This window comes from Streptomyces sp. 142MFCol3.1 (assembly GCF_000424945.1).
In the GTDB taxonomy this organism is placed as follows: Bacteria; Actinomycetota; Actinomycetes; order Streptomycetales; family Streptomycetaceae; genus Streptomyces; species Streptomyces siamensis.
The window spans coordinates 1-24,242 of the sequence record NZ_AUKV01000036.1 but is presented as its reverse complement, the minus strand read 5'-3'; the positions used below and the strand labels follow the sequence as shown (position 1 = coordinate 24,242).

Genomic DNA, 24,242 nt, shown 5'->3' with positions numbered 1-24,242 from the left:
CCGGCGATCAATTTCGAACACCTATTTCATTTCCCGGCCTCGTCCGGCGTTCCGCGGCCCACTCGGTTTCTGCGGTCCCGTCTGATCCGATCCCACCTGCTCCGAACGGTTCTGCGCCGAGCGCGCGCGACGCCAGCGGCCGAGGAGTCCGTCGGGCACCTCTTCGGCGGTCAGTGCGAAGACGAGATGATCGCGCCAGGCCCCGTCGATGTGGAGATATCGCGGACGCAGCCCTTCCTCGCGGAATCCGAGCTTTTCCACGACCCGGCGGCTGGGGCCGTTCTCCGGGCGAATGCAGACTTCGATGCGGTGCAGTCCGACCGTGCGGAAGCAGTGGTCGGTCACCAGCGCCACGGCCGTAGGCATCACTCCGCGGCCCGCCACCGACTGGTCCACCCAGTAGCCGATGTGCCCCGAGCACATGGAACCCCAGGTGATCCCCGCGACGGTCAGCTGGCCGACCAGGCGCCCCTGGTACTCGATCACGAAGGGCAGCATCCGGCCCGCACCGGCCTCGGCGCGCAGATGCCGGACCATCTGACGGTACGTCGGCCGGTGGGCGATGGGCCCGCTGGGCGTGGGCGGCGGGATCGTCGCCTCCCAGGGCCGCAGCCAGTCCCGGTTGCGCCGGTTCACCTCGCGCCAGGCCCGCTGGTCGCGCAGCTTTATCGGCCGGAGGACGACGTCGCCGTCCACCAGCTCGACCGGCCAGGATGGGCTGTTCAGCTCGCACCCCCACTGCCACTGGGTCTGGGGTGGTCGCCCCCGCGGATCTGGTCGACGGCGTGGACCACCAAGGGTTCCAGGACGGCGAGACCGTCCCGCACCCCGCCGGTGGAGCCCGGCAGGTTGACGATCAACGTCCCGCCGGCGACGCCCGCGAGCCCCCGGGACAGGGCCGCGGTCGGGACCTTCTCCCATCCGAACGCCCTGATGGCCTCGGCGATGCCCGGGATCTCGCGGTCGAGCACCTTGAGCGTCGCCTCGGGGGTGCGGTCGGTCGGCGAGACACCCGTCCCGCCGGTGGTCACGATGACGTCGTACCCGGCCTCGACGCCCGCCCGCAGTGCGGCTTCCACCGGGTCGCCGTCGGGCACGACCTGCGGACCGTCCACGGCGAAGCCGAACGCCGTCAGGCCCTCCGCGATCAGGGGGCCGCCCTTGTCCTCGTAGACCCCGGCGGCGGCGCGGTTGGACGCCGTGACGACGAGGGCGCTGTACGGCGCCGCGAGAGCGCCGCCCAGGGAGGGGCCGCCGGTCATGAACGGCTCCAGTCGCCGGACTTTCCGCCCGTCTTCTCCTCGACGCGTACGTCCGTGATGACCGCCCCCTTGTCGACAGCCTTGACCATGTCGATCACGGTGAGGGCCGCCACGCTGACCGCGGTGAGCGCTTCCATCTCGACGCCCGTGCGGTCGGTCGTCTTCACGGTGGCGAGGATCTCGACGGCGTCGTCCGCGACCGACAGATCAATTCTCACACCCGACACCGACAACGGGTGGCACAGCGGGATCAGGTCCGGGGTGCGCTTGGCGCCCATGATCCCCGCGATGCGCGCGGTGGCGAGGGCGTCGCCCTTGGGGACCCCCTCGCCGCGCAGCAGCTCGACCACCCTCGGCGAGACCAGGACGCGGCCGCTGGCGCGGGCGGTGCGCGCGGTCACGTCCTTCCCGGATACGTCGACCATGCGGGCGGCGCCCGCCTCGTCGATGTGCGTCAGTCGGTCCTGCGTACTCATGTGCGTGGGCGCTCCCGGTCCGGGCCCGTCGCGGTGCGGCGCGTGGGCCTGTTGTGCGCGACACGTTACCGCCCGTCCGCCTCCGCCCACGCCCCGGTGAGGGACCGCCAGCTTCGCCGGATCGCGGGCCGGGCTCCGGGGCCCGCCGGCTCAGCCGAGCAGGACCACCTCCACCTCGGCGCCGGGCTCGACCGAGGTGTCGTCCTCGGGGACGACGATCAGTGCGTCGGCGTGCGCGAGGGCCGCGATCAGGTGGGATCCGGCGCCTCCGACGGGCTTCACCTCGCCGTCCGCGTACGTGCCGCGCAGGAACTGCCGGCGGCCCGCGGGCGAGGTCAGCGCCTTGTCCGCGCTCAGCGTCGCGGTGGTGGTGGGCCGGTGGACGTCCTTGAGACCCATCAGCGTGCGGATGGCGGGGCGCACGAACAGCTCGAAGGAGACGTACGACGACACCGGGTTGCCCGGGAGCGCGAGCAGCGGGGTGTGGTCCGGGCCGATCGAGCCGAAGCCCTGGGGCTTGCCGGGCTGCATGGCGAGCTTGCGGAACTCGACGCCGCCGCCCGCCTCGTCCTCGTCGCTCACGGAGGACAGGGCCTCCTTGACGACGTCGTACGCGCCGACGCTCACGCCGCCCGTGGTGACCACCAGGTCCGCGCGGATGAGCTGGTCCTCGATGGTGGCGCGGAGCGTCTCGGCGTCGTCCGCGACCGCCCCCACCCGGTAGGAGATGGCGCCGGCGTCGCGGGCTGCGGCGCAGAGGGCGAAGCTGTTGGAGTCGTAGATCTGGCCGGAGCCCAACGCCTCGTCGGGCTGGACCAGTTCGCTGCCGGTGGACAGCACGACGACGCGCGGGCGCGGGCGCACCCGCACGGTGCCGCGGCCGATCGCGGCGAGCAGGCCGATCTGCGGCGGGCCGAGGATCGTGCCGGCTTCGAGGGCGCGGTCACCGGCCTTCACGTCGCTGCCCTTCGAGCGCACGTGCGCGCGGGCCTCGGCCGGGCGGTGGACGTGCACCTGGCCGGAGGCTCCCTCGGGGGCCGCACTGTGGGCGCGCATCCCGGAGACCGGGCCCTCGCCCAGTCCGCCGTCGGTCCACTCGACCGGCACGACGGCCTCGGCACCGGGCGGCAGCGGCGCGCCGGTCATGATCCGGGCGGCCTGCCCGGGGCCCACGTGCGGCTGCTCGGCCTGGCCGGCGGCGACATCGCCGACGACGGTGAGGACCGCCGGGTACTCCTCGCTCGCGCCCGCGACATCGGCGACCCGGACCGCGTACCCGTCCATCGAGCTGTTGTCGAACGGCGGCAGGGAGACCGGCACCGTGACGTCCTCGACCAGGACGCAGCCCTGGGCGTCGAGGAGTTGAAGCTCGATGGGCTCGAGGGGGCGGACGGTGGTGAGGATGTCCTCCAGGTGCTCGGTCACCGACCAGAGGTGGTCCTGGCCGGTGGCGCGGGTCGCGGCGCTGCTCAAATCCCTACATCTCCTCGGCTACGTAACTGCGAAGCCAGGCCCGGAAGTCCGGGCCCAGGTCTTCACGTTCGCATGCGAGTCTGACAATGGCACGCAGGTAGTCGCCACGGTCGCCGGTGTCATAGCGCCGCCCCTTGAAGACCACGCCGTACACGGGGCCGCCGACCTTCTCGTCCGCCGCGAGCTGCTGGAGGGCGTCGGTGAGCTGGATCTCGCCGCCACGACCCGGCTCCGTCTTGCGGAGTATGTCGAAGATGTGAGGGTCCAGGACGTAGCGGCCGATGATCGCGTAGTTGCTGGGGGCGTCCGCCGCGTCGGGCTTCTCGACCAGGCCCGTCACCTTGACCAGGTCGCCCTCCTCGGTGGCCTCGACGGCGGCGCATCCGTAGAGGTGGATCTGCTCGGGCGCGACCTCCATGAGCGCGATGACGCTGCCGCCGCGCTGCTCCTGCACCTCGACCATGCGCGCGAGCAGGGAGTCGCGCGGGTCGATCAGGTCGTCGCCGAGGAGGACGGCGAAGGGTTCGCGGCCCACGTGCGGGGCCGCGCACAGGACGGCGTGACCGAGGCCCTTGGGGTCGCCCTGGCGGACGTAGTGCATGGTGGCCAGGTCGCTGGACTCCTGGACCTTGGCGAGCCGGTCGGCGTCACCCTTTTTCTGGAGGGCCGACTCGAGCTCGTAGTTGCGGTCGAAGTGGTCCTCGAGGGGGCGCTTGTTCCGCCCGGTGATCATCAGGACGTCGTCGAGACCCGCCGACACGGCCTCTTCGACCACGTACTGGATCGCCGGCTTGTCGACGACCGGCAGCATCTCCTTGGGAGTGGCTTTGGTGGCCGGCAGGAACCGGGTGCCGAGGCCTGCTGCGGGGATGACAGCCTTGCTGATCCTGGGGTGCGACTGAGTCATGCCCGCAACCATAACCGGTGGCTATGTGCGGAACATGTGGCTCCGGTTAATTCGCTCTCATATGAGCGCATTAGAAAGGATACGGGGGCCATCAGTGAGCCAGCGCGGACCTGAACCGGAGCCTGACAAGCGAATGTTGCGGCGAGACCTCCTCGCGGTGAGAAGCGGGTTGACGGCCGGTGACGTGCGGAAAACGGCTGAGAGACTCGCCTTGCGCGCACTGGAGCTGCCCGAACTGGCGCACGCGAGCACGGTGGCGGCGTACGTCTCAGTGGGGAGCGAGCCCGGCACCCGTGCGCTCCTGGACGCGCTCCTTACGCGCGGGGTGCGTGTGTTGCTGCCGGTCCTGATGTCGGACAACGACCTGGACTGGGGTGCGTACACCGGGGAGGAATCGCTGGTGCGCGTCCAACACGGCGGGAGGATGGCTCTCTTGGAGCCCGCCGGCGACCGGCTCGGGCCGGAGGCCGTCCGGGACGCGGACGTCGTCCTGCTGCCCGGCCTCGCCGTCGACGCGCGCGGCATGCGCCTGGGGCGGGGCGGCGGCTCCTACGACCGCGTGCTGGCCCGCCTGGAGCGCGCGGGGGCCGATCCGGCCCTCGTGGTGCTGCTGTACGACGCGGAGGTCGTCGAGCGGGTGCCGGCCGAGGCGCACGACCGACCCGTCCATGCCGTGGTGACCCCCTCGGGCGTGCGCCGCTTCCGCTGACGGCCCGCCCTGCCCCGGACGCGCGAGGGGGCTCCACGCACGCGTGACCCGCGCGACCGGAGCCGGCCCCGCACACGCGGGACCTCGGCGCGAGCGCGTCCTCGCCCGTCCGGCCCGCAGACGGACGTGGCCCCCCACGCGTGCGTGGAGGGCCACCCCGGCCGGAGCGCGGGCCGCGGGCCGATGCCCGCGCCGCTCCGTCAGCGCCTCACGGCTTCAGGACCAGGGTGTCGCTCGTCCTGCCGTCGACCGCCCGCTTCGAGAAGGCCCACGGCAGCAGCTCGCCCTTGGCCCACTTGTCCGTCTGGTCGGTGTAGTGGGCGTTGTACGCGTGTCCGGAGGCACCGGAGAGGTTGATCCACCTGGACTTGTCGAGGTCCCCGAGGTTCACCACCATCCGCATCGACGGCACCCAGACCACGCCGTAGCCGCCCGCCGCGTTCCAGCCGGTGGCGTTGACCGTCGCCTCGCCGCCGCTGAGCTTCCAGGGCCCTCGGTTGAGCATGTACTTCAGGAAGGCCGGGCCCTCGGTGCCCATCGTCTGGTTCTTCAGGAACAGGCGGTGCAGCCGGCCCCAGCTCCAGGTGTCGATGTCCTTGCCGAGCTTGGCGGTCAGCTCCCAGCGGGCGTCCTTCATGGCGCGCCCGAACAGCTCGTCACGGGTGCCGGTCGCCCTGTCGGTGCGCGTCTTGGGCGACTGCCACCAGTCGTTGTCCTCCTCGTCGACGATCTTGCGGACCACCTCGAACCAGCGGTCGCCGCCGTCCGGCTGCGCCTGGTCGGCGTCGCGCTGGCCGCACTCGCGCACCGACCGGTCCTCGTCCGCGGGGCCCGTCGTGTCGACCGGGTCGACCCACAGGCACTGGCCCTTGACGCGCAGTTCCTTGGGGAGCTTGTTGCCGAAGGCGAGCTTGAGGATGTTGCGCCAGGTCGCGTTGAAGTACGCGGCCGCAGCGGAGTCGGCGTCCTGGGTGTAGTCCCAGCCCTCGAGCAGCTTCTGCGCCTGGCGGACGTCCGGGTCGTCGACGTCGATCTTGAGCAGCTTGGGCACGAGCAGCTTGGCGATCTCGCTGCTGTTGTCGAGCTGCATCTGGCGCATGTCGTCGGTCGAGATCTTGCCGCCGCCCTTGGTCTTCGACTCGATCAGGTCGGCGATCCGCTGGCTGCGCGTGCCGTAGCCCCAGTCCGTGGTGAGCGTGTAGGGGTACTTGTCCTTGTCGACGACGGCCTGGTTGGCGGTCACGATGTAGCCGCGGTCCGGATCGAACTCGTAGGGCAGCTCGGCCTGCTTTATGTAGCCGGTCCACTTGTACTTGGAGGTCCAGCCCGGCGACGGGAGCGAGCCGTCGCCCTCGCCGCGGATCGGGATACGGCCCGGCAGCTGGTAGCCGATGTGGCCCTTGGTGTCGGCGTAGACCAGGTTCTGGGACGGCACGTCGAAATACGTGGACGCCTTGCGGAACTCCGCCCAGTCGGACGCCTTGTCCATCTGGAAGACGGCGTCCATGGAGGTACCGGGATCCAGCGCGGTCCAGCGCAGCGAGATGCCGTAGCCGTCGCCGCGGTCGGGTGCCGCGGTGTCGACCGTGGCCTTCCTGCCGACCTTGACGAGTTCGTCGTCGCGGTCGGACAGCAGCGGTCCGTTGTTGGTCTCCCGGACGACGATCTCCTTGGAGGCGCCGCCCGCGACCTTGATCGTCTCCTTGCGGGACTTGAAGGGCAGCACCTTGCCGTCGTACTGGTAGCCGTCTCCGGTGAGCTTCTCCAGGTAGAGGTCGGTGACGTCGACCCCGGAGTTGGTCATGCCCCAGGCGATGTCCTTGTTGTGGCCGATGACCACGCCGGGCATGCCCGCGAAGGTGTAGCCCGAGACGTCGTACCGGCACTTGTCGGAGAGGCTGGTGCAGTGCAGGCCCATCTGGTACCAGACCGACGGCAGCGAGGCCGACAGGTGCGGGTCGTTGGCCAGCAGCGGCTTGCCGGTGATCGTGTGCTTGCCGGAGACGACCCAGGAGTTGGAACCGATGCCGTTGCCGTTCACGCCGACGGCCGTGGGCACGTCGTCGAGGACGTCGTAGAGCCCCGAGAGCTGGCTCTGGAAGCCGGAGGGGGCGGTGGCGCCGCCCGTGAGGCCGGTGCCCGCGGTGGCCGTCGAGGTGGTGTCGCCCTGGACGTACGACCCCGTGGCGTCGTCGTAGCGGCCCTCCTGCACGATGGCCTTGTTCCGGCTGTACGGGTAGTCGGGGTACAGGTCCGCGATCTGCTTCGGGCCGAGCCGGCTCGTCATCAGCGAGCGGTCGATCTCCTCCTGCATGTTGCCGCGCAGGTCCCAGGCCATCGCCTTGAGCCAGGCCACCGAGTCGACCGGCGTCCACGCCTGGGGCTCGTAGTCGTTGGTGAAGCCGAGGGCCGCGTACTCCAGGGAGATGTCCTTGCCGTCCTTGCCCTTCAGGTAGGCGTTGACTCCCTTGGCGTACGCCTGGAGGTACTTCTTCGTGGACGCCGACAGCTTGGTGTCGTACTCCTGCTTCGCGATCCGGTCCCAGCCCAGGGTCCGCAGGAATTCGTCGTTGTCGACCTGGCCCTTGCCGAACATCTCGGACAGCCGGCCCGAGGTCATGTGCCGGCGCACGTCCATCTCGTAGAACCGGTCCTGCGCCTGCACGAAGCCCTGCGCCATGAACAGGTCCTCGTCGGAGGAGGCGTAGATCTGCGGGATTCCGTAGCTGTCACGCTCGACGTCGACCGGGCCCGACAGCCCGTCGAGCCGGATGCTGCCCTTCGTCTGCGGGAAGGACGCGCGCACCGTGCTGATGCTCCAGTACGCGCCGAAGGCGACGCCTGCTATGACGGCGAGCACCAGGACAATCAAGAACAGACGGGCTTTGCGCCCCTTCTTCCTGCCGGACTTGCCGGGCTTTGTGCCGGAAGAGGCGGTGGTGTTGGGGGGCATCGCTGTCCTTGCTGTCCTAACGCGAGCGGCAGGCGGTCCTGGAGTGCTGGAGCAACCATAGGCGCAGGGCCAAGAGCGCCTTGACGCGGAGTCGGGTAGCCGGGAGCACAGACGTTCGATCCTGTCCCGTGAAGCGTCAAGAAAACGTCAAGAGTTAGGTAAGGTAACGAAGTACTTGCACTGAAGTACCGGATTCCAGTGCTCACATCCGCGTGCCCGCCGTGGCGGGGCCGGATTGGCGAGAAAGGAACGGCCGCTGACTGTCCACCACCTCAACCAGCTCCTGCTCGTGTGCTCGCTCGTCCTGCTCTTCGCGGTCGTGGCCGTCCGGATCTCCTCACGCAGCGGGCTCCCCACGCTGCTCGTGTACCTGGGCATCGGCGTCGCGATCGGCCAGGACGGGATCGGCGACGTCCAGTTCGACAACGCCGCACTGACCCAGGTCATCGGATACGCGGCACTGGTCGTGATCCTCGCCGAGGGCGGCCTGGGCACGAAGTGGAAGGAGATCAGGCCGGCCCTCCCGGCCGCCTCCTCGCTGGCGCTGGTGGGTATCGCGGTGAGCGTCTCCGTCACGGCCTCGGCAGCTCACTACCTCATCGGCCTGGAGTGGCGGCAGGCGCTCATCATCGGAGCGGTGGTGTCCTCGACGGACGCGGCGGCGGTCTTCTCCGTGCTGCGTAAGATCCCGCTCCCCGCGCGCGTGACGGGCGTCCTGGAGGCCGAGTCGGGCTTCAACGACGCCCCCGTCGTGATCCTCGTCGTCGCGTTCTGCGCGGCGGGCCCCGTGGAGCACTGGTACGAGCTGCTGGGCGAGATCACACTGGAGCTGGCCATCGGCGCGGCCGTCGGCATCGCGGTGGGCTGGCTCGGCTCGTACGGACTGCGGCACGTGGCGCTGCCCGCCTCCGGTCTCTACCCGATCGCCGTGATGGCCATCGCCGTCGTCGCCTACGCCGCCGGCGCGCTCACCCACGGCAGCGGCTTCCTCGCCGTCTATCTGGCCGCGATGTTCCTGGGGAACGCCAAGCTGCCGCACTGGCCCGCCACCCGCGGATTCGCGGAGGGACTCGGCTGGATCGCCCAGATCGGGATGTTCGTGCTCCTCGGCCTGCTCGTGACCCCGCACAACATGGGCGGCGACATCGTGCCCGCGCTGATCATCGGCCTGGTCCTCACCGTGGTGGCCCGGCCCCTCAGCGTCGTGACCGGCCTGCTGCCGTTCCGCATCCCGTGGCAGGAGCAGGCGCTGATGTCCTGGGCCGGACTGCGCGGCGCCGTGCCCATCATCCTCGCGACCATCCCGATGGTGAGCGGCATCGAGGGCAGCCGCCGGATCTTCAACATCGTCTTCGTCCTGGTCGTCGCCTACACCCTCGTCCAGGGGCCCACCCTGCCTTGGCTCGCGCGCAAGCTGCACCTGGGCGAGACCACGGGCGCCGCCGACCTGGGCATCGAGTCGGCACCCCTGGAGCGGCTGCGCGGCCACCTCCTGTCCGTCGCGATCCCCGAGGGCTCGCGCATGCACGGCGTCGAGGTGGGCGAGCTCCGGCTGCCCGCGGGCTCCGCCGTGACCCTCGTCGTGCGCGACGAGACCTCGTTCGTCCCCCTGCCCACGACCGTGCTGCGGCGCGGCGACGAACTGCTGGTCGTCGCCACCGACGAGGTCCGGGACGCCGCCGAGAAGCGGCTGCGCGCCGTGGGACACGGCGGCAAGCTGGCCGGCTGGCTGGGCACCGACGGCCCGGGAACGCACCGGCGAACAGGCCACTGAGGGGCGATGGGCATTCACAGGCGGACGCCGCCGTGGTGCTCATTTTCACAGGCCCGGCCCCTTTGGCCCCTGTACGATGAAGGCACACCTAGATCGAACCACCTCTGCCTGACGCAGAGCTGGCGCGACCGCACGGCGGCCGTGACGCCCTCCCGCAGTGGGCGACGGTATCTACCGCAGTTCCGCGCAAGAGGACAGCTCTCGGCGCCCCCGCAGGGCGAGTGAGTCGAAGGGGAGCGCCGGTGCCCAGGGCGTGAGCGTACGAGTCCGAGGGGACCGCACGGTCACCGCCCGGCACCGGCCCCGGCACCCCTGAGGCGAGCACGCCGCGACGGGTCGCGCTACCAGGTGGCAGAAAGGCACGGGCCGTGGCATCCACGGTCACCTCCCGCCCCGGATACGGACAGCTGCTGCGCACCCGCGGCGCCTGGACGTTCCTGCTCCCCGGCTTCGCCGCACGCCAGCCGTTCGCGATGCTGACCATCTCCATCGTGCTGCTCGTGCAGCACACCACCGGCTCGTACGGAAGCGCCGGCGCCGTGGCCGCCGTCACCGGTGTCTCCATGGCGCTGTTCGCGCCCTTCACGGGCCGTCTCGCCGATCGCCACGGACAGCGGGCCGTCCTGCTGCCCGGCGTCCTGGTGCACGCCCTGGCAGGCTTCTCCCTGACCGCCCTCGCGCTCGCCGACGCCCCCCTGTGGGCGCTGTTCGCCGCCGCCGTGCCGACCGGTTCCTCCGTGCCGCAGATCGGCCCCATGGTGCGGGCCCGCTGGGGCGCGAAGCTCCAGGACTCCCCCTTGATGACCACGGCGGCGGCCTTCGAGTCCGTCACGGACGAGCTGACCTTCGTGTTCGGCCCGCTGCTCGCCACGGCGCTGTGCACGGCCGTGGATCCCACCGCGGGACTGCTGACCGAGGCCTCGCTGACCCTGGTCGGCGGTCTGTTGTTCGCCGCGCGGAGGAGCACGCAGCCGGCCGTCACGACCGCCGGGCACGCGCGCGTGGAGCACGTCTCCGCCCTGCGCGTCCCCGGCGTACGGGTCCTGATCGTGACCTTCCTGGGCATCGGCTCCGTCTTCGGCGGCATGCAGGTCTCGCTGGCCGCGTTCAGCGAGTCGATCGGCGAGCCCGGTCTCAACGGCGTCCTGTACGGCGTCTTCGCCGCGGGCAACATGCTCTCCGGCATCGTCTGCGGTGCCATCGCCTGGAAGGCGGCGCCGCAGCGGCGCCTCGTCGTCGGGTACGCGGCGCTGGCGCTGACCGCCTCCGGCCTGTGGGCGGCCCACTCCGTGGTCGTGCTCGCCGGGATCGGCCTGCTCGTGGGCATGTGCATCGCACCGGCCCTGATCACCGGCTACACCCTCGTCGAGGGCCTGGTGCCGCAGGGCGCCCGCACCGAGGCCTTCACCTGGCTGACCGGCGCCGTCGCACTGGGTCAGGCCGCGGCCGTCACAGTGGCCGGGCAGATGGAGGACCGGCTCTGGGACGGTGCCGGTCTCCTGGTCCCGATGGCCGGTACGGTGCTGGCTCTGGCGACCCTGGTGACCCTGCGGTCACACCTGACACCCAGGGGTGCGGGGCGGACCGTGGCACGTGGCGTCGGTCACCGAGTGCCGGTGACAGTGGACTGATCTCTCGGAATACGTCACTATGGACTGTCGTTAGCACTCATTGAGTGAGAGTGCCAGGAGGAAGACAAGTGCCGACCTACCAGTACCAGTGCACCGAGTGCGGCGAGGGCCTTGAGGCGGTCCAGAAGTTCACCGACGACGCCCTGACCGAGTGCCCCAACTGCGGTGGCCGCCTGAAGAAGGTGTTCTCGGCCGTCGGCATCGTCTTCAAGGGCTCCGGCTTCTACCGCAACGACAGCCGCGGCTCCTCGTCGAGCAGCTCGCCCGCGTCCGCGAAGACGTCCGGCTCCTCCACGTCGGCCTCGTCCTCGTCCTCGACGGCCTCGTCGTCGTCCTCCGACTCGAAGTCGGCGGGAACCGGCTCGTCCAGCAGCTCCGCCGCCTAGCCCGCCAGGGCGCGGCTGCCGCAGCACCCCGGCGGGCCGGCCGTCTCGTGCCACTCGGCCGGTTCGCCCGGACGGCTCGGCCGGGCTTCCTCGGCCGGCACCGCTCCCGGAGCGCCGTCAGGCCCCGGACCCGTTCTCCCGCCCGAGACCTCGCCGCCGTACAGGGGCGAGGTCTTAGGTGTTCCCCGGCCCGGCTGCCACGTCGCCCGTCCGGCTAGTGTGCGGTCCATGGCGAACACGGAGAACGCACAGCGCCCCGACGAGGAGCAGACCGCGGCCAGGGCCGAGATCGGTGTGATCGGCGGCTCGGGCTTCTACTCCTTCCTCGACGACGTCACCGAGATACAGGTGGACACGCCCTACGGAGCGCCCAGCGACTCCCTGTTCCTCGGCGAGATCGCCGGTCGGCGGGTCGCCTTCCTCCCCCGCCACGGCCGCGGCCACCATCTGCCGCCGCACCGCATCAACTACCGGGCCAACCTGTGGGCGCTGCGCTCCGTGGGCGTACGCCAGGTCCTCGGCCCCTGCGCGGTGGGCGGGCTGCGCGAGGAGTACGGGCCCGGAACCCTCCTCGTCCCGGACCAGATGGTGGACCGCACGAAGACGCGGACACAGTCGTACTTCGACGGGATGCCACTGCCGGGCGGCTCCGTGCCGAACGTGGTGCACGTGTCGCTGGCCGACCCGTACTGCCCCGTCGGGCGCAAGGCCGCCCTCGACGCCGCCCGCGGACGGGACTGGGAGCCGGTGGACGGCGGCACGCTCGTCGTGGTCGAGGGGCCGAGGTTCTCCACCCGTGCCGAATCCCTCTGGCACCAGGCGCAGGGCTGGTCGGTGGTGGGTATGACCGGCCACCCGGAGGCCGCGCTCGCCCGCGAACTGGAGCTCTGCTACACCTCCTTGACCCTGGTCACCGACCTCGACGCGGGCGCCGAGAGCGGCGAGGGTGTCTCGCACGAGGAGGTGCTGAAGGTGTTCGCGGCGAACGTGGACCGGCTGCGGGGCGTGCTCTTCGACGCGGTCGCGGGGCTGCCGGAGAACGGGACGCGGGACTGCCTGTGCACGAAGGCGCTCGGCGGGATGGACCCGGGGTTCGACCTGCCGTGACGCGGGGCGGGGCTCTCCTGGCGGGTGCGGGAGTGCCTTGATGCCAGGGACACCTGGTTCGGCGGCGGGGCAGTGGCTTGACCGCGGGGCAGTGGCTTGACGGCGGGGCATCTGGCTTGACGGCGGGGCACCTGGCTTGACGGCGGGGACACGTGAGAGGTGGAACTTCCCGTTCGGGTGAGGGAGTTGTCCACAACCCGTGGGTGGTCCACGGGGCGCGGCGGGCTCGGCCACGAAGCCTCATCGTGGGATCGCAAGCCGGTCTCTCGTCGCAGGTGGTGGTCACCATGGCTCAGCTCTCCCTTCTCGTGCGCCCGCCCGGCGCGGACGCGCCTTCGACCTGCGAGGTGCCGCACTTCGCCCCCGTGCGCGTGCACGGCGGACGGTATGCCCTGCGGCGTCTCGCGCGGCACCGGAAGCGGGCCCTGGCCGCGGGGCTCGCGGTCACGGCTGCGGCCCTCGTGGCAGCGGGCCCGCGGGACTCCGAGCGGGCGCGGGGGCATCCATCGGGCGCCGTCCCGGCCCCTTCGGCAGCGGCGTCCGCGGCCGCCTCCGATCCCGTGCGCGACCACCGCGCGGCCGACACGGTGACGGCGCCGGTGCGGATCACGGACGCCGCCACGGTCCGTCTGCTGCGGCCGGGCGACCTGATCGACGTGATCGCCGCGGACGGCGGCGGCACGGGCCGGGTCGTCGCGGCCGGAGCGCGCGTCACCGAGGTGCCGGAGGCGGAGGCCACCGAGAGCGGAGCGCTGGTCCTCCTCTCGGTCCCCCGGCCTGCGGCGGCACGGCTGGCCGGCGCGAGTGCCGGCGCACGACTGGCAGTGACGCTGCGATGACTGACGATGTGGTGTCAAGTGCCACGTCGAAGTTGCCCCATTGGGCGGGCCCCGCACGGCCTGACGTAGGTTGCGGAGCGTTGTTCCACAACTTGTGCGGAGGGGCCTGCTCGTGGGCGAGAAGAAGCAACCCGGCGTCTGGGAGGGCTTCAAGGCCTTCCTGATGCGTGGCAACGTCGTCGACCTGGCCGTCGCGGTGGTCATCGGCGCGGCCTTCACCAACATCGTCAACTCCGTGGTGAAGGGCATCATCAACCCGCTGGTGGGCGCCATCGGCACGAAGAACCTCGACAGCTACACCACCTGCATCAAGGACCCCTGCAGCGGCAGCGGGGACACCGCGACGGGCGTCCGGATCCTGTGGGGTTCGGTGCTGGGCGCGACGCTCAGCTTCGTGATCACCGCGGCCGTCGTCTACTTCCTGATGGTGCTGCCGATGGCCAAGTACCTCGCACGGATGGAGGCCCGCCGGAAGGCGAAGGAGAGCACGCACGAGGTCATCGAGGTGACCGAGCTGGAAGTGCTCAAGGAGATCCGCGACGAACTCGTGGCCCGGCGCGGCCAGGGACGCGCCCAGGACTGACGGCGGACCCCGGCTGCCGTCCACGGCGGCGCGGTGGCCGCGCTCAGATGTGGTGGGGCGGCTTCTCGTCGAGGAAGCGCTTCAGGTCGGCCGCGCTGTCGCCGGTGCTCTCGGCCCGCTCGCCCCACCCACGGTCCGTGTCGTCCGAGGACTGCTGGTTCAGTGGGTCGTCGAAGACCAGCGCGGGCTTCGGATCGCGCGGTTCGGGGGCGGCGGGGGTACTCATGCGTTCAGGGTACGCCGGAGGCATCGCACCCAGGATCGCTTGTGAACGCCTTCACATGAATTTCCGGCGCTTTTCTGCTGTGCTTGGCCGTATGACGTCCAGCCCCCCTTCCGAGCCGGCCGCGGCCCCGCCGCGGCCCTCCGGCCGCAGGCCCTTGCGCCGCATGACCGCCCGCGGCCGGGACGAGGCACACCGGGTCGCCTCCCCGCTGGAGCTCTTCTTCGACCTGTGCTTCGTCGTGGCCGTCGCCCAGGCGGGCATGCAGCTGGTGCACGCCGTGGCCGCGGGTCACGCCGGCGAGGGCATCCTGAACTACGCGATGATCTTCTTCGCGATCTGGTGGGCCTGGATGAACTTCACCTGGTTCGCCTCGGCGTACGACAACGACGACGCGCTCTACCGCCTCGTCACCCTGGTGCAGATCGCCGGTGTCCTCGTCCTCGCGGCGGGGGTGTCCGAGGCCTTCGAGAAGCACGACTACATGCTCGTCTGGCTCGGCTACGCGATCATGCGGTTCGCGATGATCGCGCAGTGGCTGCGGGCCGCACGCTCCACGCGGGGCGCCGAGAGAACCATGGCCCTGCGGTACGCGGGCGGAGTCCTGCTGTGCCAGGTCGGCTGGCTGGGGCTGCTGGTCCTGCCGGAGTCCGGCCGGCCGTGGGTGTACCTGGTGATGGTGATCGCCGAAGTGTGCGTCCCGGTGTACGCGGAGAAGGACTTCAACACGTCGTGGCATCCGCATCACATCTCCGAGCGGTACGGCCTGTTCACGATCATCGTGCTCGGGGAGACGATCGCCGCGGCCACGATCGCCGTGAAGTCCGCCGTCGACGAGCACGAGGCGGTGGGCGAGCTGATCCCGATCGCCGTGGGCGGGCTGCTGATCGTCTTCTCCGCCTGGTGGATCTACTTCGTGGTGCCGATCCACGGACATCTGCGCTCCAGCAAGCACGCGTTCCTGTGGGGGTACGGCCACTACCTGATCTTCGCGTCGGCGGCCGCGATCGGCGCGGGTCTGGAGGTGGCGGTCGAGCAGGCGGTCGGCAAGGCGCACGTCTCGACGCTTGCCGCGTCCGCCGCGGTGACTCTCCCGACGGCGCTGTTCTTCCTCACCGTATGGACGCTGCACTCCCGCCACTTCAAGGTGGGGATCGCACAGCAGCTCGTCCTGCCCACCACCGCGCTGCTGGTCATCGTTTGCACGTTCCTGGGCGAGTGGGCGGTGCTCGCCGCGGGCATCGTCTCGGCCCTGTCGGTGGTGATCGGGACGATGCTGCCGGCCCGGACGGTCCTGGGACGGACGCCGAGAACCGCGTAAGCGGGCACGGGCCGCGGAAGGTCTGCGCACCGACGGGCGACCGTGCGAGAACCGGGGCGGCCTCACGGGAGAAAGGGCGGCCGGTGGGAACGGGGGCGCCCGCGCGCAGACAGGGCGGCCGGGTGGGGCGAGGAACGCCGGGCGGAGAAGGCGCGGGCGGGGCGGAGAGAGGGTGGTCGGGGGGAGCCGCGGAGCCGGGGCCTCGGCGGTCGTCCCCGGGTGGTCATGCGCCTGGGTGGTCGTGCGGTGATGTGATCGTATGACCCGGTGGGCGGGGAAGGGTGACCGCATGACAGTTGACGCTCTGACGGATGTCACGGGTCTTCGGGTGGGGCACGCCACGCGCACCGGGGACGGCTGGCTCACCGGCACCACGGTGGTGCTCGCCCCGGAAGGCGGTGCGATCGCGGCCGTCGACGTGCGCGGCGGCGGGCCCGGCACGAAGGAGACCGACGCACTGGACCCCCGCAATCTGGTGCAGAAGGTGGAAGCCGTGGTGCTCACCGGTGGCAGCGCGTACGGGCTGGACTCGGCGTCGGGCGTGATGGCCTGGCTGGAGGACCGGGGGCGTGGGGTGCGCGTGGGAGTAGACCCGGCCCACGTGGTGCCGGTGGTGCCGGCGGCGTGCGTCTTCGATCTGGGCCGCGGCGGTGACTTCCGGGCGAGGCCCGACGCGTCCACCGGCCGGGCCGCGGTCGAAGCGGCGGACGCGAGCGAGCCGGGCGAACCGGTGCGCGAGGGCTGCGTGGGCGCCGGCACCGGGGCCGTGGTCGGGCGGCTCAAGGGCGGTGTCGGCACGGCGAGCGCCGTGCTGGAGTCCGGCATCACGGTGGGCGCGCTGGTGGTGGCGAACGCGGCGGGGTCGGCGACGGATCCGGAAACCGGGGTGCTGTACGGGGAGTTGCCGAGCCGGCGGGTCGAGTACCCCTCGGCGGCGGTGCACGAGGCGGCGCGGGCGCGGCTCGCCGAGGCCGCGGCGAGGAACGCCCCGCCCCCGCTGAACACGACGCTCGCCGTGGTCGCCACCGACGCCGATCTGACGCGCGCCCAAGCGCAGAAGCTGGCGGGCACGGCGCACGACGGGATCGCGCGCGCCGTGCGGCCGGTGCATCTGCTGAACGACGGGGACACGGTGTTCGCGCTGGCCACGGGTGCCCGGCCGCTCGCCGGGGAGAACCCCCTCGCGCTCAACGAGATCCTCGCGGCGGGCGCGGATCTGGTGACGCGGGCGATCGTGCGGGCCGTACGGGCCGCCGTGCCGGTGGACGGGCCGGGCGGCCTGTGGCCGTCCTACGAGGAGCTCTACGGGGAGCCGCCGCTGGGCGATTGTCCCGGTTCCGTCACGTGATGGCATCCGACGCGATCGGAGGGAACCCGACGCGTCGACGCTCGCTCTTTGTCCTCGAAACCGAGCGGAACCCGCACATCACACGAAACTGGAGCAGCCCGTGACAACGCCGGACAGGACAACACGGCGCGCACTGGGGGCCTGTGCCGCCCTGATGGTCGGCGCCCTCACGCTCACCGCATGCGGCGGCGACGCCAACGCCGACAGCGGCAAGGACGGCAAGAGCGCGCCCAGGACGTCCACGGCGAAGATCGTCATCTCGGCCAAGGACGGCTCGACGGGCGCGTCCATCAACGCGACCGGGGTGAAGGTCAGCGACGGCGAGCTCACCGACGTGAAGATGACGGTGGCCGGGACCGGGACGGCCGTGCCCGGGACGATATCCGCGAACGGCGGCTCCTGGAAGCCGAAGGAGCAGTTGGAGCGGGGCACGAAGTACCAGATCTCGGCGACCGCGAAGGACGCGAAGGGACGGACCTCGGCGGCCAACTCCATCTTCACGACGGTGTCTTCGGGCAACAGTTTCATCGGCACCTACACGCCCGACAACGGCTCCACCGTCGGCGTCGGCATGCCCGTGTCGTTCACCTTCGACAAGGTGATCGGCGACAAGAAGGCCGTGCAGTCGCACATCAAGGTCACGTCGAGCAGCGGCCAGCAGGTCGTGGGCCACTGGTTCGGGGCGCAGCGGCTCGACTTCCGGCCCGAGACGTACTGGAAGGCCGGCTCCAAGGTCACGATGAAGATCGATCTGGACGGCGTAGAGGGTGCGAACGGCGTGTACGGGGTGCAGAAGAAGACCGTCACGTTCACGATCGGCCGTTCCCAGGTCTCCACGGTCGATGTCCGTACGCAGACCATGACGGTCGTGCGGGGCGGCAAGACCCTCAAGTCGGTGCCGATCTCGGCGGGCAGCCCGGAGCACACCACGTACAACGGACAGATGGTGATCTCCGAGAAGTTCGTCCAGACCCGGATGAACGGCTCGACGGTCGGCTACGGCGGCGAGTACGACATCGCGGACGTGCCGCACGCCATGCGGCTGACGACGTCGGGGACGTTCATCCACGGCAACTACTGGTACAACCGCGGGAATCCGCCCTTCGGCCGGCAGGGCACGAGCCACGGCTGCGTGGGACTCGCCGACACGCAGGGCGCGCAGGGGGACACGACCGCCAAGTGGTTCTACGACAATTCCCTCATCGGGGACGTCGTGACGGTCAAGAACTCCCCCGACAAGACGGTCGCGCCGGACAACGGGCTCAACGGCTGGAACATGTCGTGGAGCGCCTGGACGGCGGGAAGTGCCCTCTGACGAGCGGTTTTTGACGACCTGACGGGCCGCGCGGGAACTCCCCGCGCGGCCCGTCCGTTTTCCGTCCGTACGTTTTCTCGGTTCGCGGACATGATGTCCGACCGAGGGGCTACGGTATGCACCCACAAGGTGACATGCAGCAACGCCGGGAGAAGCCTTGAGCGTTCCGTACGAGACAGCAGCGTACGAACCACCCGAGTCGCCCGAGTCTCCGGAGGAGCATCTCGCGCGACTCCTGGGCCGCGCCCTGAACTCCTTCGAGCTGCCCGACGAGACGATACGGCAGCTCGACTGCGCGCTGGCCCAGGACAGTTCGCTGCACTCCGCGCACCACAGCGCGGGGCTGCATCGCGAGACGTATCGGCATACATGGCTGCTCGCCGACGGTTCGGCGCTCACGCTGTGGGAGCTCGTGCACAACACCGCCCCGGGCCGTGACCCTCAGCACGAGGTGTACGTGGACGAGGAGGAGCTGCGTGCGGCCACGGCGCGCCTGCCACTGCCGCCGGACGCACCGGACTTCGAGCTGCCCGTGCTGGTGCAGCTGTCGCCGATCCCCGAGCCGCGCCACGCGTACGTGCCCGACGACTCGGCGGACCACGTCCGCCGGCTGCTGCGGCGCGCGGAGAACGCGGACCGGCCGGGCGACGACCTGTCGACGCTGCTGCTGCGCGAGGCGTTCGCGCACCAGATCACCCAGGCGTTCGGGAAGCCGTGCCGTGCCGGTCAGGCGGGGCTGTGCTTCTCGCTCTACGAGCACGCGTTCCTGCTGCGGGACGGGCGGGAGATCTCCCTGTGGGAGGTCGAGCACACGGCGACCCCGGACCGGCGTCACATGTGCGAGGTGTACCCGACGGAGGAGGCGGCGCGCGAGGCGATGGAGCGGCGCGCGGCGCGACTCGGCCACTGAGGTGGGGGTCGGACCCAGGCGCAGGTGTCGGCCGCGGAGGGCCGGGGTTGCATCTAGGGGCGGGTGTCGCCGAATCGGCGTACCAGGCCCGCGAAGGCGGCGTGTTCCTCGGGGGTGAGCTCTACCGACTCGGAGACCGGGCCGGACCGCGACTGCTCGGGAATGGCCCGCAGCGTGTCGTCCGCGCGCCGCATCGCGTCCCGGAGGCGGGCGCGGCGCATGAAGCGTGAGAGCCCGACGATCCAGATGGCGGTCGCCAGGGCGATCAGGGGCACGCCTATCAGCTGAAAGGTCGACACGTGCTCAGGCATGCGTCCCAGTAGACACCACGGTCCGGGACTTTGATCCCGGACCGTGACGCATCTCGCAGATACCTCGAACAACTCACAGATGCCGCAAAAGGGCAGGGGCAGCGTCCCTCACACCGCGAGGGGCTGCTGCGTCTCGGCCTTCGCCGATATCGGAGCGTCCGCGGCCCCCGCCGCGACGCCCGCCGGAGCCTGCTTGCGCATGCCCTTGAGGACGACGACCAGAGCTGCGCTCACACCGACGCCCGCGGCGATGGCGATCAGGTAGAGGAACGGGTTGCCGATCAGCGGGACCACGAAGATGCCGCCGTGCGGGGCCCGCAGGGTGGCGCCGAACGCCATCGACAGCGCACCGGTGACCGCGCCGCCCGCCATGGAAGCGGGGATGACGCGCAGCGGGTCGGCCGCGGCGAACGGGATCGCGCCCTCCGAGATGAAGGAGGCGCCCAGGACCCAGGCGGCCTTGCCGTTCTCGCGTTCGGTCTGGGTGAAGAGCTTGCCGCGCACGGTCGTCGCCAGGGCCATCGCGAGCGGCGGGACCATGCCGGCCGCCATCACCGCGGCCATGATCTTCATCGCCGAGTCGCTGGGGCTCGCGACGGCGATGCCGGCGGTGGCGAAGGTGTACGCGACCTTGTTGACCGGGCCTCCGAGGTCGAAGCACATCATCAGGCCGAGGAGGGTTCCGAGGAGGATGGCGTTGGTGCCGGTGAGGCCGTTCAGCCAGTCCGTCATGCCCTTCTGCGCGGAGGCGATGGGCTTGCCGATCACCACGAACATCAGGAATCCGACGATCGCCGCGGAGATCAGCGGGATCACCACGACCGGCATGATGCCGCGCAGGGCCGCCGGGATCCTGACCCGCTGGATGGCGAGCACCACCGCACCGGCGATGAGACCGGCGGCAAGACCGCCGAGGAAGCCCGCGTTGATGGTGAGGGAGATCGCGCCGCCGACGAAGCCGGGCACGAGTCCTGGCCGGTCGGCCATGCCGTAGGCGATGTAACCGGCCAGGACCGGCACGAGGAAGCCGAAGGAGACGACGCCGATCTGGAAGAACAGGGCTCCCCAGCTGTCCACCTGGGTCCACAGGAAGTGGTCCATGACCGAGGGCGCCTTGTTGATCTCGTAGCCGCCGATCGCGAAGCCCAGAGCGATCAGCAGACCGCCCGCGGCGACGAACGGGACCATGTAACTGACGCCGGACATGAGCCACTTGCGCAGCTTGGTGCCGTAGCCCTCGCCGGACTCGCCGGCGCGTTCGACGGGCGTGCTGTGGGCCGCCGCGGACGTGACCTCGCCGCGGGCCGCCTTGTCCCGCACCTCGGCGATGAGCGCGGCGGGCTTGTTGATGCCCGCCTTCACGCCGACGTCGACGGTCGGCTTGCCGGCGAAGCGGTCCTTGTCCCGCACCGGCACGTCGTGAGCGAAGATCACGCCGTCCGCGGCGGCGATGGCCGCGGGGTCGAGAGGGGTGAATCCGGCCGAGCCCTGCGTCTCGACGACGACCTCGATGCCTGCCTCGCGGCCGGCGTTCTCCAGGGACTCGGCCGCCATGTAGGTGTGGGCGATGCCGGTGGGGCAGGAGGTGACGGCGACGACACGGAACGGCCGCTCGGGCTCCGCGTCGGTGGCGCCCGGCGCCGGGGCGGGTCCGTCCTCGACGGTCGCACCCGACACCGGGGCCGTGCCGTCCACGTCGGTGCCGGCGGAGGCCGCCGCATTCGGCACCGTCGCGGAGTTCTCGGGGGTCGCGGCGGGGGCCGGGGGCTCCTCGCCGCGGATGAGCGCCGCCGCGGCCGCCGCGTCGTCCGCGGCCCGCAGCGCGGATGTGAACTCGGCGTTCATCAGCTGACGGGCCAGGGAGGACAGGATGGTGAGGTGGGCGTCGTCCGCGCCCGCCGGGGCGGCGATCAGGAAGATCAGGTCGGCGGGTCCGTCCGGTGCGCCGAAGTCGACGCCAGCCGCGCTGCGTCCGAACGCGAGCGTCGGCTCGGTGACGTGCTCACTGCGGCAGTGCGGGATGCCGATGCCGCCGTCCAGGCCCGTCGGCATCTGGGCCTCGCGAGCCGCCACGTCGGCGAGGAAGCCGTCGAGGTCGGTCACCCGGCCCAGGGCGACCATGCGTTCCGCGAGGGCGCGTGCCGCCGCTTCCTTCGTATCGGCGGACAGGTCGAGGTCGACCAGGTCCGCGGTGATCATCTCGCTCATCGCGGGCTCCTTCGCACGCGTATCGCCCGTGGGGTTTCGTGGGCGGGGGTGAGGACGGGGATGCTGCGCCCAGAGGGAACAGGGGTGAGAGGGGTGAGAGGGGTGAGGGAAGTGGCAGCGGTGGGGGAGGGGGCTGCGGGACCGGAGAGTCCTCGCCGTTCGGTTGCGGCGAGGAGCTGATCGGCTGGGGCGAGGAGCCGTTCGGCTGCGGCGAGGAAGGGCAGTCCCCGTCGTATCAGGGGCGTACGGGCCGGGCCGGCGGCCGCGGTCATGGCACCGGCTCCGTGAGGGGAAGGTCCATCGGGATCTCCGTCGTGACCGTCACCGCGGAGGCGTCGAGGTCGGCCGGTCCGGGCATCAAGCTGCCGGGGAGCTGGACGGCGGCCGCGCCGTGGGCGACGGCGGAGGCGAGCGCGGCGGGACCGCGCCCGCCGGCGATCAGGAACCCCGCGAGCGAGGAGTCTCCGGCGCCCACGTTGCTGCGTACGGCGTCGACGCGGGCGCTGCCGAACCAGGCGCCCGTCTCCTGCACCAGCAGTTGCCCGTCCGCGCCCAGGCTCGCGAGTACGGCGCGTGCGCCCTGCTCGCGCAACTCCTCCGCCGCCTTGACGGCGTCGCCCACCGTGGCGAGAGGGCGCCCGATGGCCTCCGCGAGTTCCTCCGCGTTCGGCTTCACCACGTCGGGCCGCTCGCGCAGTGCCTCCCGCAGCGCCTGGCCGGACGTGTCCAGCGCGATCCGGGCGCCCGCGGCGTGGGCTCGCGCGACGAGATCCGCGTACCAGGACGGCGCGAGCCCGCGCGGAAGGCTGCCGCAGCAGGCGATCCAGTCGGTGTTGCCGGGGCGGTAGTGCCGGCGGACCGTCTCCAGGAGGAGTTCCGCCTCGGCCGCGGAGAGTTCGGGACCCGGCGCGTTGATCTTCGTGAGCGTGCCGTCGGGTTCGGCGATCGAGATGTTCGAGCGGGTGGCTCCGGCGACCGGGACCGGCGCGACCTCGATGCCCTGCGCGTCGAGCAGCTGGGCGACGAGTGCGCCGGGCGCTCCGCCCAGCGGGAGGACGGCGACCGTGTGCCGTCCGGCCGCGGCGGCCGCGCGCGAGACGTTCACGCCCTTGCCGCCCGGGTCCATGCGTTCGCCGGTGGCCCGGATGACCTCGCCGCGGTCGAGCGACGGGACCTCGTACGTACGGTCGAGGGAGGGGTTGGGGGTGACGGTCAGGATCATGCGCACTCGTTTCTCGGCCACGGTACTGACGGGCCCGCGTTCTCCACGCGGCACTCGCATGCCGCGATCTCCGCACGGCACTCGCGCGCCGTGCGCTACACACACAGCACTTCGGTTCCGCCGCGCTCGACAGAGGCGGCGTCTTCGGGGCTCAGCCCGCGATCGGTGATCAGAAGGTCCACGTCACACAGGTCGCCGAAGCGGGCGAAGTGCTCCTGGCTGCTCTTGGAGGAGTCGGCGAGCAGCACCACGCGGCGCGCGGCGTGCAGGGCGGCGCGCTTGACGGCGGCCTCGGCCAGATCGGGGGTGGTCAGTCCGTACTCGGCCGAGAAGCCGTTGGCCGCGATGAAGAGGACGTCGGCGCGGATCTCGCCGTACGCGCGCAGCGCCCAGGCGTCCACGGCGGCGCGGGTACGGTGCCGGACGCGCCCGCCGACGAGGTGGAGCTGGATGCCGGGGTGGTCGGCGAGGCGGGCGGCGATGGGCAGGCTGTGGGTGACGACGGTGAGCGTCGCCTCCAGGGGGAGCGCACCGGCGAGCCGGGAGACGGTCGACCCGGCGTCCAGGATCACCGTGCCGTCGCCGGGCAGTTCGGCGAGGGCGGCCCGCGCTATGCGGTCCTTCTCGTCGGCGGACGTGGACTCGCGCTCGGCGAGGTCGGGCTCGAAGTCCAGGCGCCCGGCCGGGATCGCCCCGCCGTGCACGCGGCGTACGAGACCCGCGCGGTCCAGGGCCTTCAGGTCCCGGCGGATGGTCTCCGCGGTGACCTGGAACTCCTCGGCCAGCGAGAGCACATCCACCCGTCCGCCGTCACGGGCGAGCCGCAGGATCTCCTGCTGTCGCTCCGGTGCGTACATGTCCGCTCGCCTCCGCATGGTGCCCGAACCTGTGGTTTCACTCGGAGGCTACGCCCGGATTTCCGGAAAGTAAACAGGTTCGGGCTCGATTCGGGCATGAACGGACTTCCGTTTGTGTCCGGTGCCGGACCGGAGTCCGGTGCCGGGCCGGAGTCCGGTGCGGGGCCGGAGTCCGGTGCCGGGTCGGTGCGGGGCCGGAGTCCGGTGCCGGGTCGGTGCGGGGCCGGAGTCCGGTGCCGGGTCGGTGCGGGGCCGGAGTCAGGTGCCGGGCCGGTGCGGGGCCGGAGTCCGGTGCCGGGCCGGAGCGGATGTGTCGGCCGGCCCGGAGCGGGGGTGGCGAGGCCGGCCCGGAGCGGGGGTGGCGGCGTCTGTCCGGTGGGTGGGTCGGGTCCGTGCCGGTGATCCGCCCGTTGCAGCCGTCGTGTGG

Annotated in this window: 22 protein-coding genes; 11 read left to right on the top strand and 11 right to left on the bottom strand. The window is 71.4% G+C overall.

What is annotated here, in order from left to right:
* Positions 1-21 precede the first annotated feature (21 nt).
* From H305_RS48160 to galU, 5 genes are all read right to left on the bottom strand, one after another.
* Positions 22-699 (bottom strand): GNAT family N-acetyltransferase, encoded by a 678-nt coding sequence (locus H305_RS48160; protein WP_420708191.1) that lies wholly within the window; start codon positions 697-699, stop codon positions 22-24.
* Positions 700-722: 23 nt separating this feature from the next.
* Positions 723-1,262 carry a MogA/MoaB family molybdenum cofactor biosynthesis protein gene (locus tag H305_RS0136850; protein ID WP_051371386.1) on the bottom strand — a complete coding sequence of 180 codons (540 nt, stop codon included), beginning with the start codon at positions 1,260-1,262 and terminating at the stop codon, positions 723-725.
* On the bottom strand, positions 1,259-1,738 hold the full coding sequence (gene moaC / locus H305_RS0136845) for a cyclic pyranopterin monophosphate synthase MoaC (protein ID WP_028804863.1): 480 nt from the start codon (positions 1,736-1,738) through the stop codon (positions 1,259-1,261). The genes H305_RS0136850 and moaC overlap by 4 nt, the downstream gene beginning before the upstream one ends.
* Positions 1,739-1,888: 150 nt before the next feature.
* Positions 1,889-3,211, bottom strand: a complete 1,323-nt coding sequence (gene glp / locus H305_RS0136840) for a gephyrin-like molybdotransferase Glp (protein ID WP_028804862.1) — start codon at positions 3,209-3,211, stop codon at positions 1,889-1,891.
* Between the two features lie 4 nt (positions 3,212-3,215).
* A complete protein-coding gene (gene galU / locus H305_RS0136835; protein ID WP_028804861.1) occupies positions 3,216-4,118 on the bottom strand; it encodes a UTP--glucose-1-phosphate uridylyltransferase GalU in 903 nt (300 codons plus the stop codon).
* Between the two features lie 133 nt (positions 4,119-4,251).
* Here galU and H305_RS0136830 point away from each other — a divergent pair, with 133 nt between their 5' ends.
* On the top strand, positions 4,252-4,827 hold the full coding sequence (locus H305_RS0136830; RefSeq protein WP_051371384.1) for a 5-formyltetrahydrofolate cyclo-ligase: 576 nt from the start codon (positions 4,252-4,254) through the stop codon (positions 4,825-4,827).
* 208 nt (positions 4,828-5,035) lie between these two features.
* Here H305_RS0136830 and H305_RS0136825 read toward each other — a convergent pair whose 3' ends face one another.
* Entirely contained in the window at positions 5,036-7,780 is a 2,745-nt protein-coding gene (locus tag H305_RS0136825; protein WP_028804859.1) for a penicillin acylase family protein, read from the bottom strand.
* Between the two features lie 235 nt (positions 7,781-8,015).
* Between H305_RS0136825 and H305_RS0136820 the strand changes: the two genes are divergently transcribed.
* The 6 genes from H305_RS0136820 to mscL all read left to right on the top strand — a co-directional run bounded on the left by H305_RS0136820 (position 8,016) and on the right by mscL (position 14,100).
* On the top strand, positions 8,016-9,554 hold the full coding sequence (locus H305_RS0136820; protein ID WP_028804858.1) for a potassium/proton antiporter: 1,539 nt from the start codon (positions 8,016-8,018) through the stop codon (positions 9,552-9,554).
* 368 nt (positions 9,555-9,922) lie between these two features.
* Positions 9,923-11,185: an MFS transporter gene (locus tag H305_RS0136815; protein WP_028804857.1), complete on the top strand. Its 1,263-nt coding sequence runs from the start codon at positions 9,923-9,925 to the stop codon at positions 11,183-11,185.
* Positions 11,186-11,253: 68 nt separating this feature from the next.
* Positions 11,254-11,571, top strand: a complete 318-nt coding sequence (locus H305_RS0136810) for an FmdB family zinc ribbon protein (protein WP_028804856.1) — start codon at positions 11,254-11,256, stop codon at positions 11,569-11,571.
* A 228-nt stretch (positions 11,572-11,799) separates the two neighbouring features.
* Positions 11,800-12,678, top strand: a complete 879-nt coding sequence (locus H305_RS0136805) for an S-methyl-5'-thioadenosine phosphorylase (protein ID WP_051371382.1) — start codon at positions 11,800-11,802, stop codon at positions 12,676-12,678.
* Positions 12,679-12,965: 287 nt separating this feature from the next.
* Positions 12,966-13,517, top strand: coding sequence for a hypothetical protein (locus H305_RS0136800; RefSeq protein WP_051371393.1), 552 nt, complete (start codon positions 12,966-12,968; stop codon positions 13,515-13,517).
* A gap of 112 nt (positions 13,518-13,629) precedes the next feature.
* Entirely contained in the window at positions 13,630-14,100 is a 471-nt protein-coding gene (gene mscL / locus H305_RS0136795) for a large conductance mechanosensitive channel protein MscL (RefSeq protein WP_028804853.1), read from the top strand.
* 43 nt (positions 14,101-14,143) lie between these two features.
* On the opposite strand, the gene H305_RS0136790 is transcribed toward mscL, so the two are convergent.
* A complete protein-coding gene (locus H305_RS0136790) occupies positions 14,144-14,326 on the bottom strand; it encodes a hypothetical protein (RefSeq protein WP_028804852.1) in 183 nt (60 codons plus the stop codon).
* A gap of 91 nt (positions 14,327-14,417) precedes the next feature.
* Between H305_RS0136790 and H305_RS0136785 the strand changes: the two genes are divergently transcribed.
* The 4 genes from H305_RS0136785 (at position 14,418) to H305_RS0136770 (ending at position 19,217) form a co-directional block, all read left to right on the top strand.
* Positions 14,418-15,644: a low temperature requirement protein A gene (locus tag H305_RS0136785; protein ID WP_028804851.1), complete on the top strand. Its 1,227-nt coding sequence runs from the start codon at positions 14,418-14,420 to the stop codon at positions 15,642-15,644.
* A gap of 289 nt (positions 15,645-15,933) precedes the next feature.
* Positions 15,934-16,992, top strand: a complete 1,059-nt coding sequence (locus H305_RS0136780) for a P1 family peptidase (protein ID WP_028804850.1) — start codon at positions 15,934-15,936, stop codon at positions 16,990-16,992.
* A 100-nt stretch (positions 16,993-17,092) separates the two neighbouring features.
* Complete coding sequence (locus H305_RS0136775) at positions 17,093-18,307, top strand: L,D-transpeptidase (protein WP_199791510.1); 1,215 nt, start codon at positions 17,093-17,095, stop codon at positions 18,305-18,307.
* Between the two features lie 157 nt (positions 18,308-18,464).
* Positions 18,465-19,217, top strand: a complete 753-nt coding sequence (locus H305_RS0136770; protein ID WP_028804848.1) for a DUF6227 family protein — start codon at positions 18,465-18,467, stop codon at positions 19,215-19,217.
* Positions 19,218-19,270: 53 nt separating this feature from the next.
* On the opposite strand, the gene H305_RS0136765 is transcribed toward H305_RS0136770, so the two are convergent.
* From H305_RS0136765 to H305_RS0136750, 4 genes are all read right to left on the bottom strand, one after another.
* On the bottom strand, positions 19,271-19,528 hold the full coding sequence (locus tag H305_RS0136765; protein ID WP_028804847.1) for a hypothetical protein: 258 nt from the start codon (positions 19,526-19,528) through the stop codon (positions 19,271-19,273).
* A 108-nt stretch (positions 19,529-19,636) separates the two neighbouring features.
* Positions 19,637-21,736 carry a PTS fructose transporter subunit IIABC gene (locus tag H305_RS0136760; RefSeq protein ID WP_028804846.1) on the bottom strand — a complete coding sequence of 700 codons (2,100 nt, stop codon included), beginning with the start codon at positions 21,734-21,736 and terminating at the stop codon, positions 19,637-19,639.
* A gap of 268 nt (positions 21,737-22,004) precedes the next feature.
* Entirely contained in the window at positions 22,005-22,958 is a 954-nt protein-coding gene (gene pfkB, locus H305_RS0136755; protein ID WP_028804845.1) for a 1-phosphofructokinase, read from the bottom strand.
* 95 nt (positions 22,959-23,053) lie between these two features.
* On the bottom strand, positions 23,054-23,815 hold the full coding sequence (locus H305_RS0136750) for a DeoR/GlpR family DNA-binding transcription regulator (RefSeq protein ID WP_028804844.1): 762 nt from the start codon (positions 23,813-23,815) through the stop codon (positions 23,054-23,056).
* Positions 23,816-24,242 lie beyond the last annotated feature (427 nt).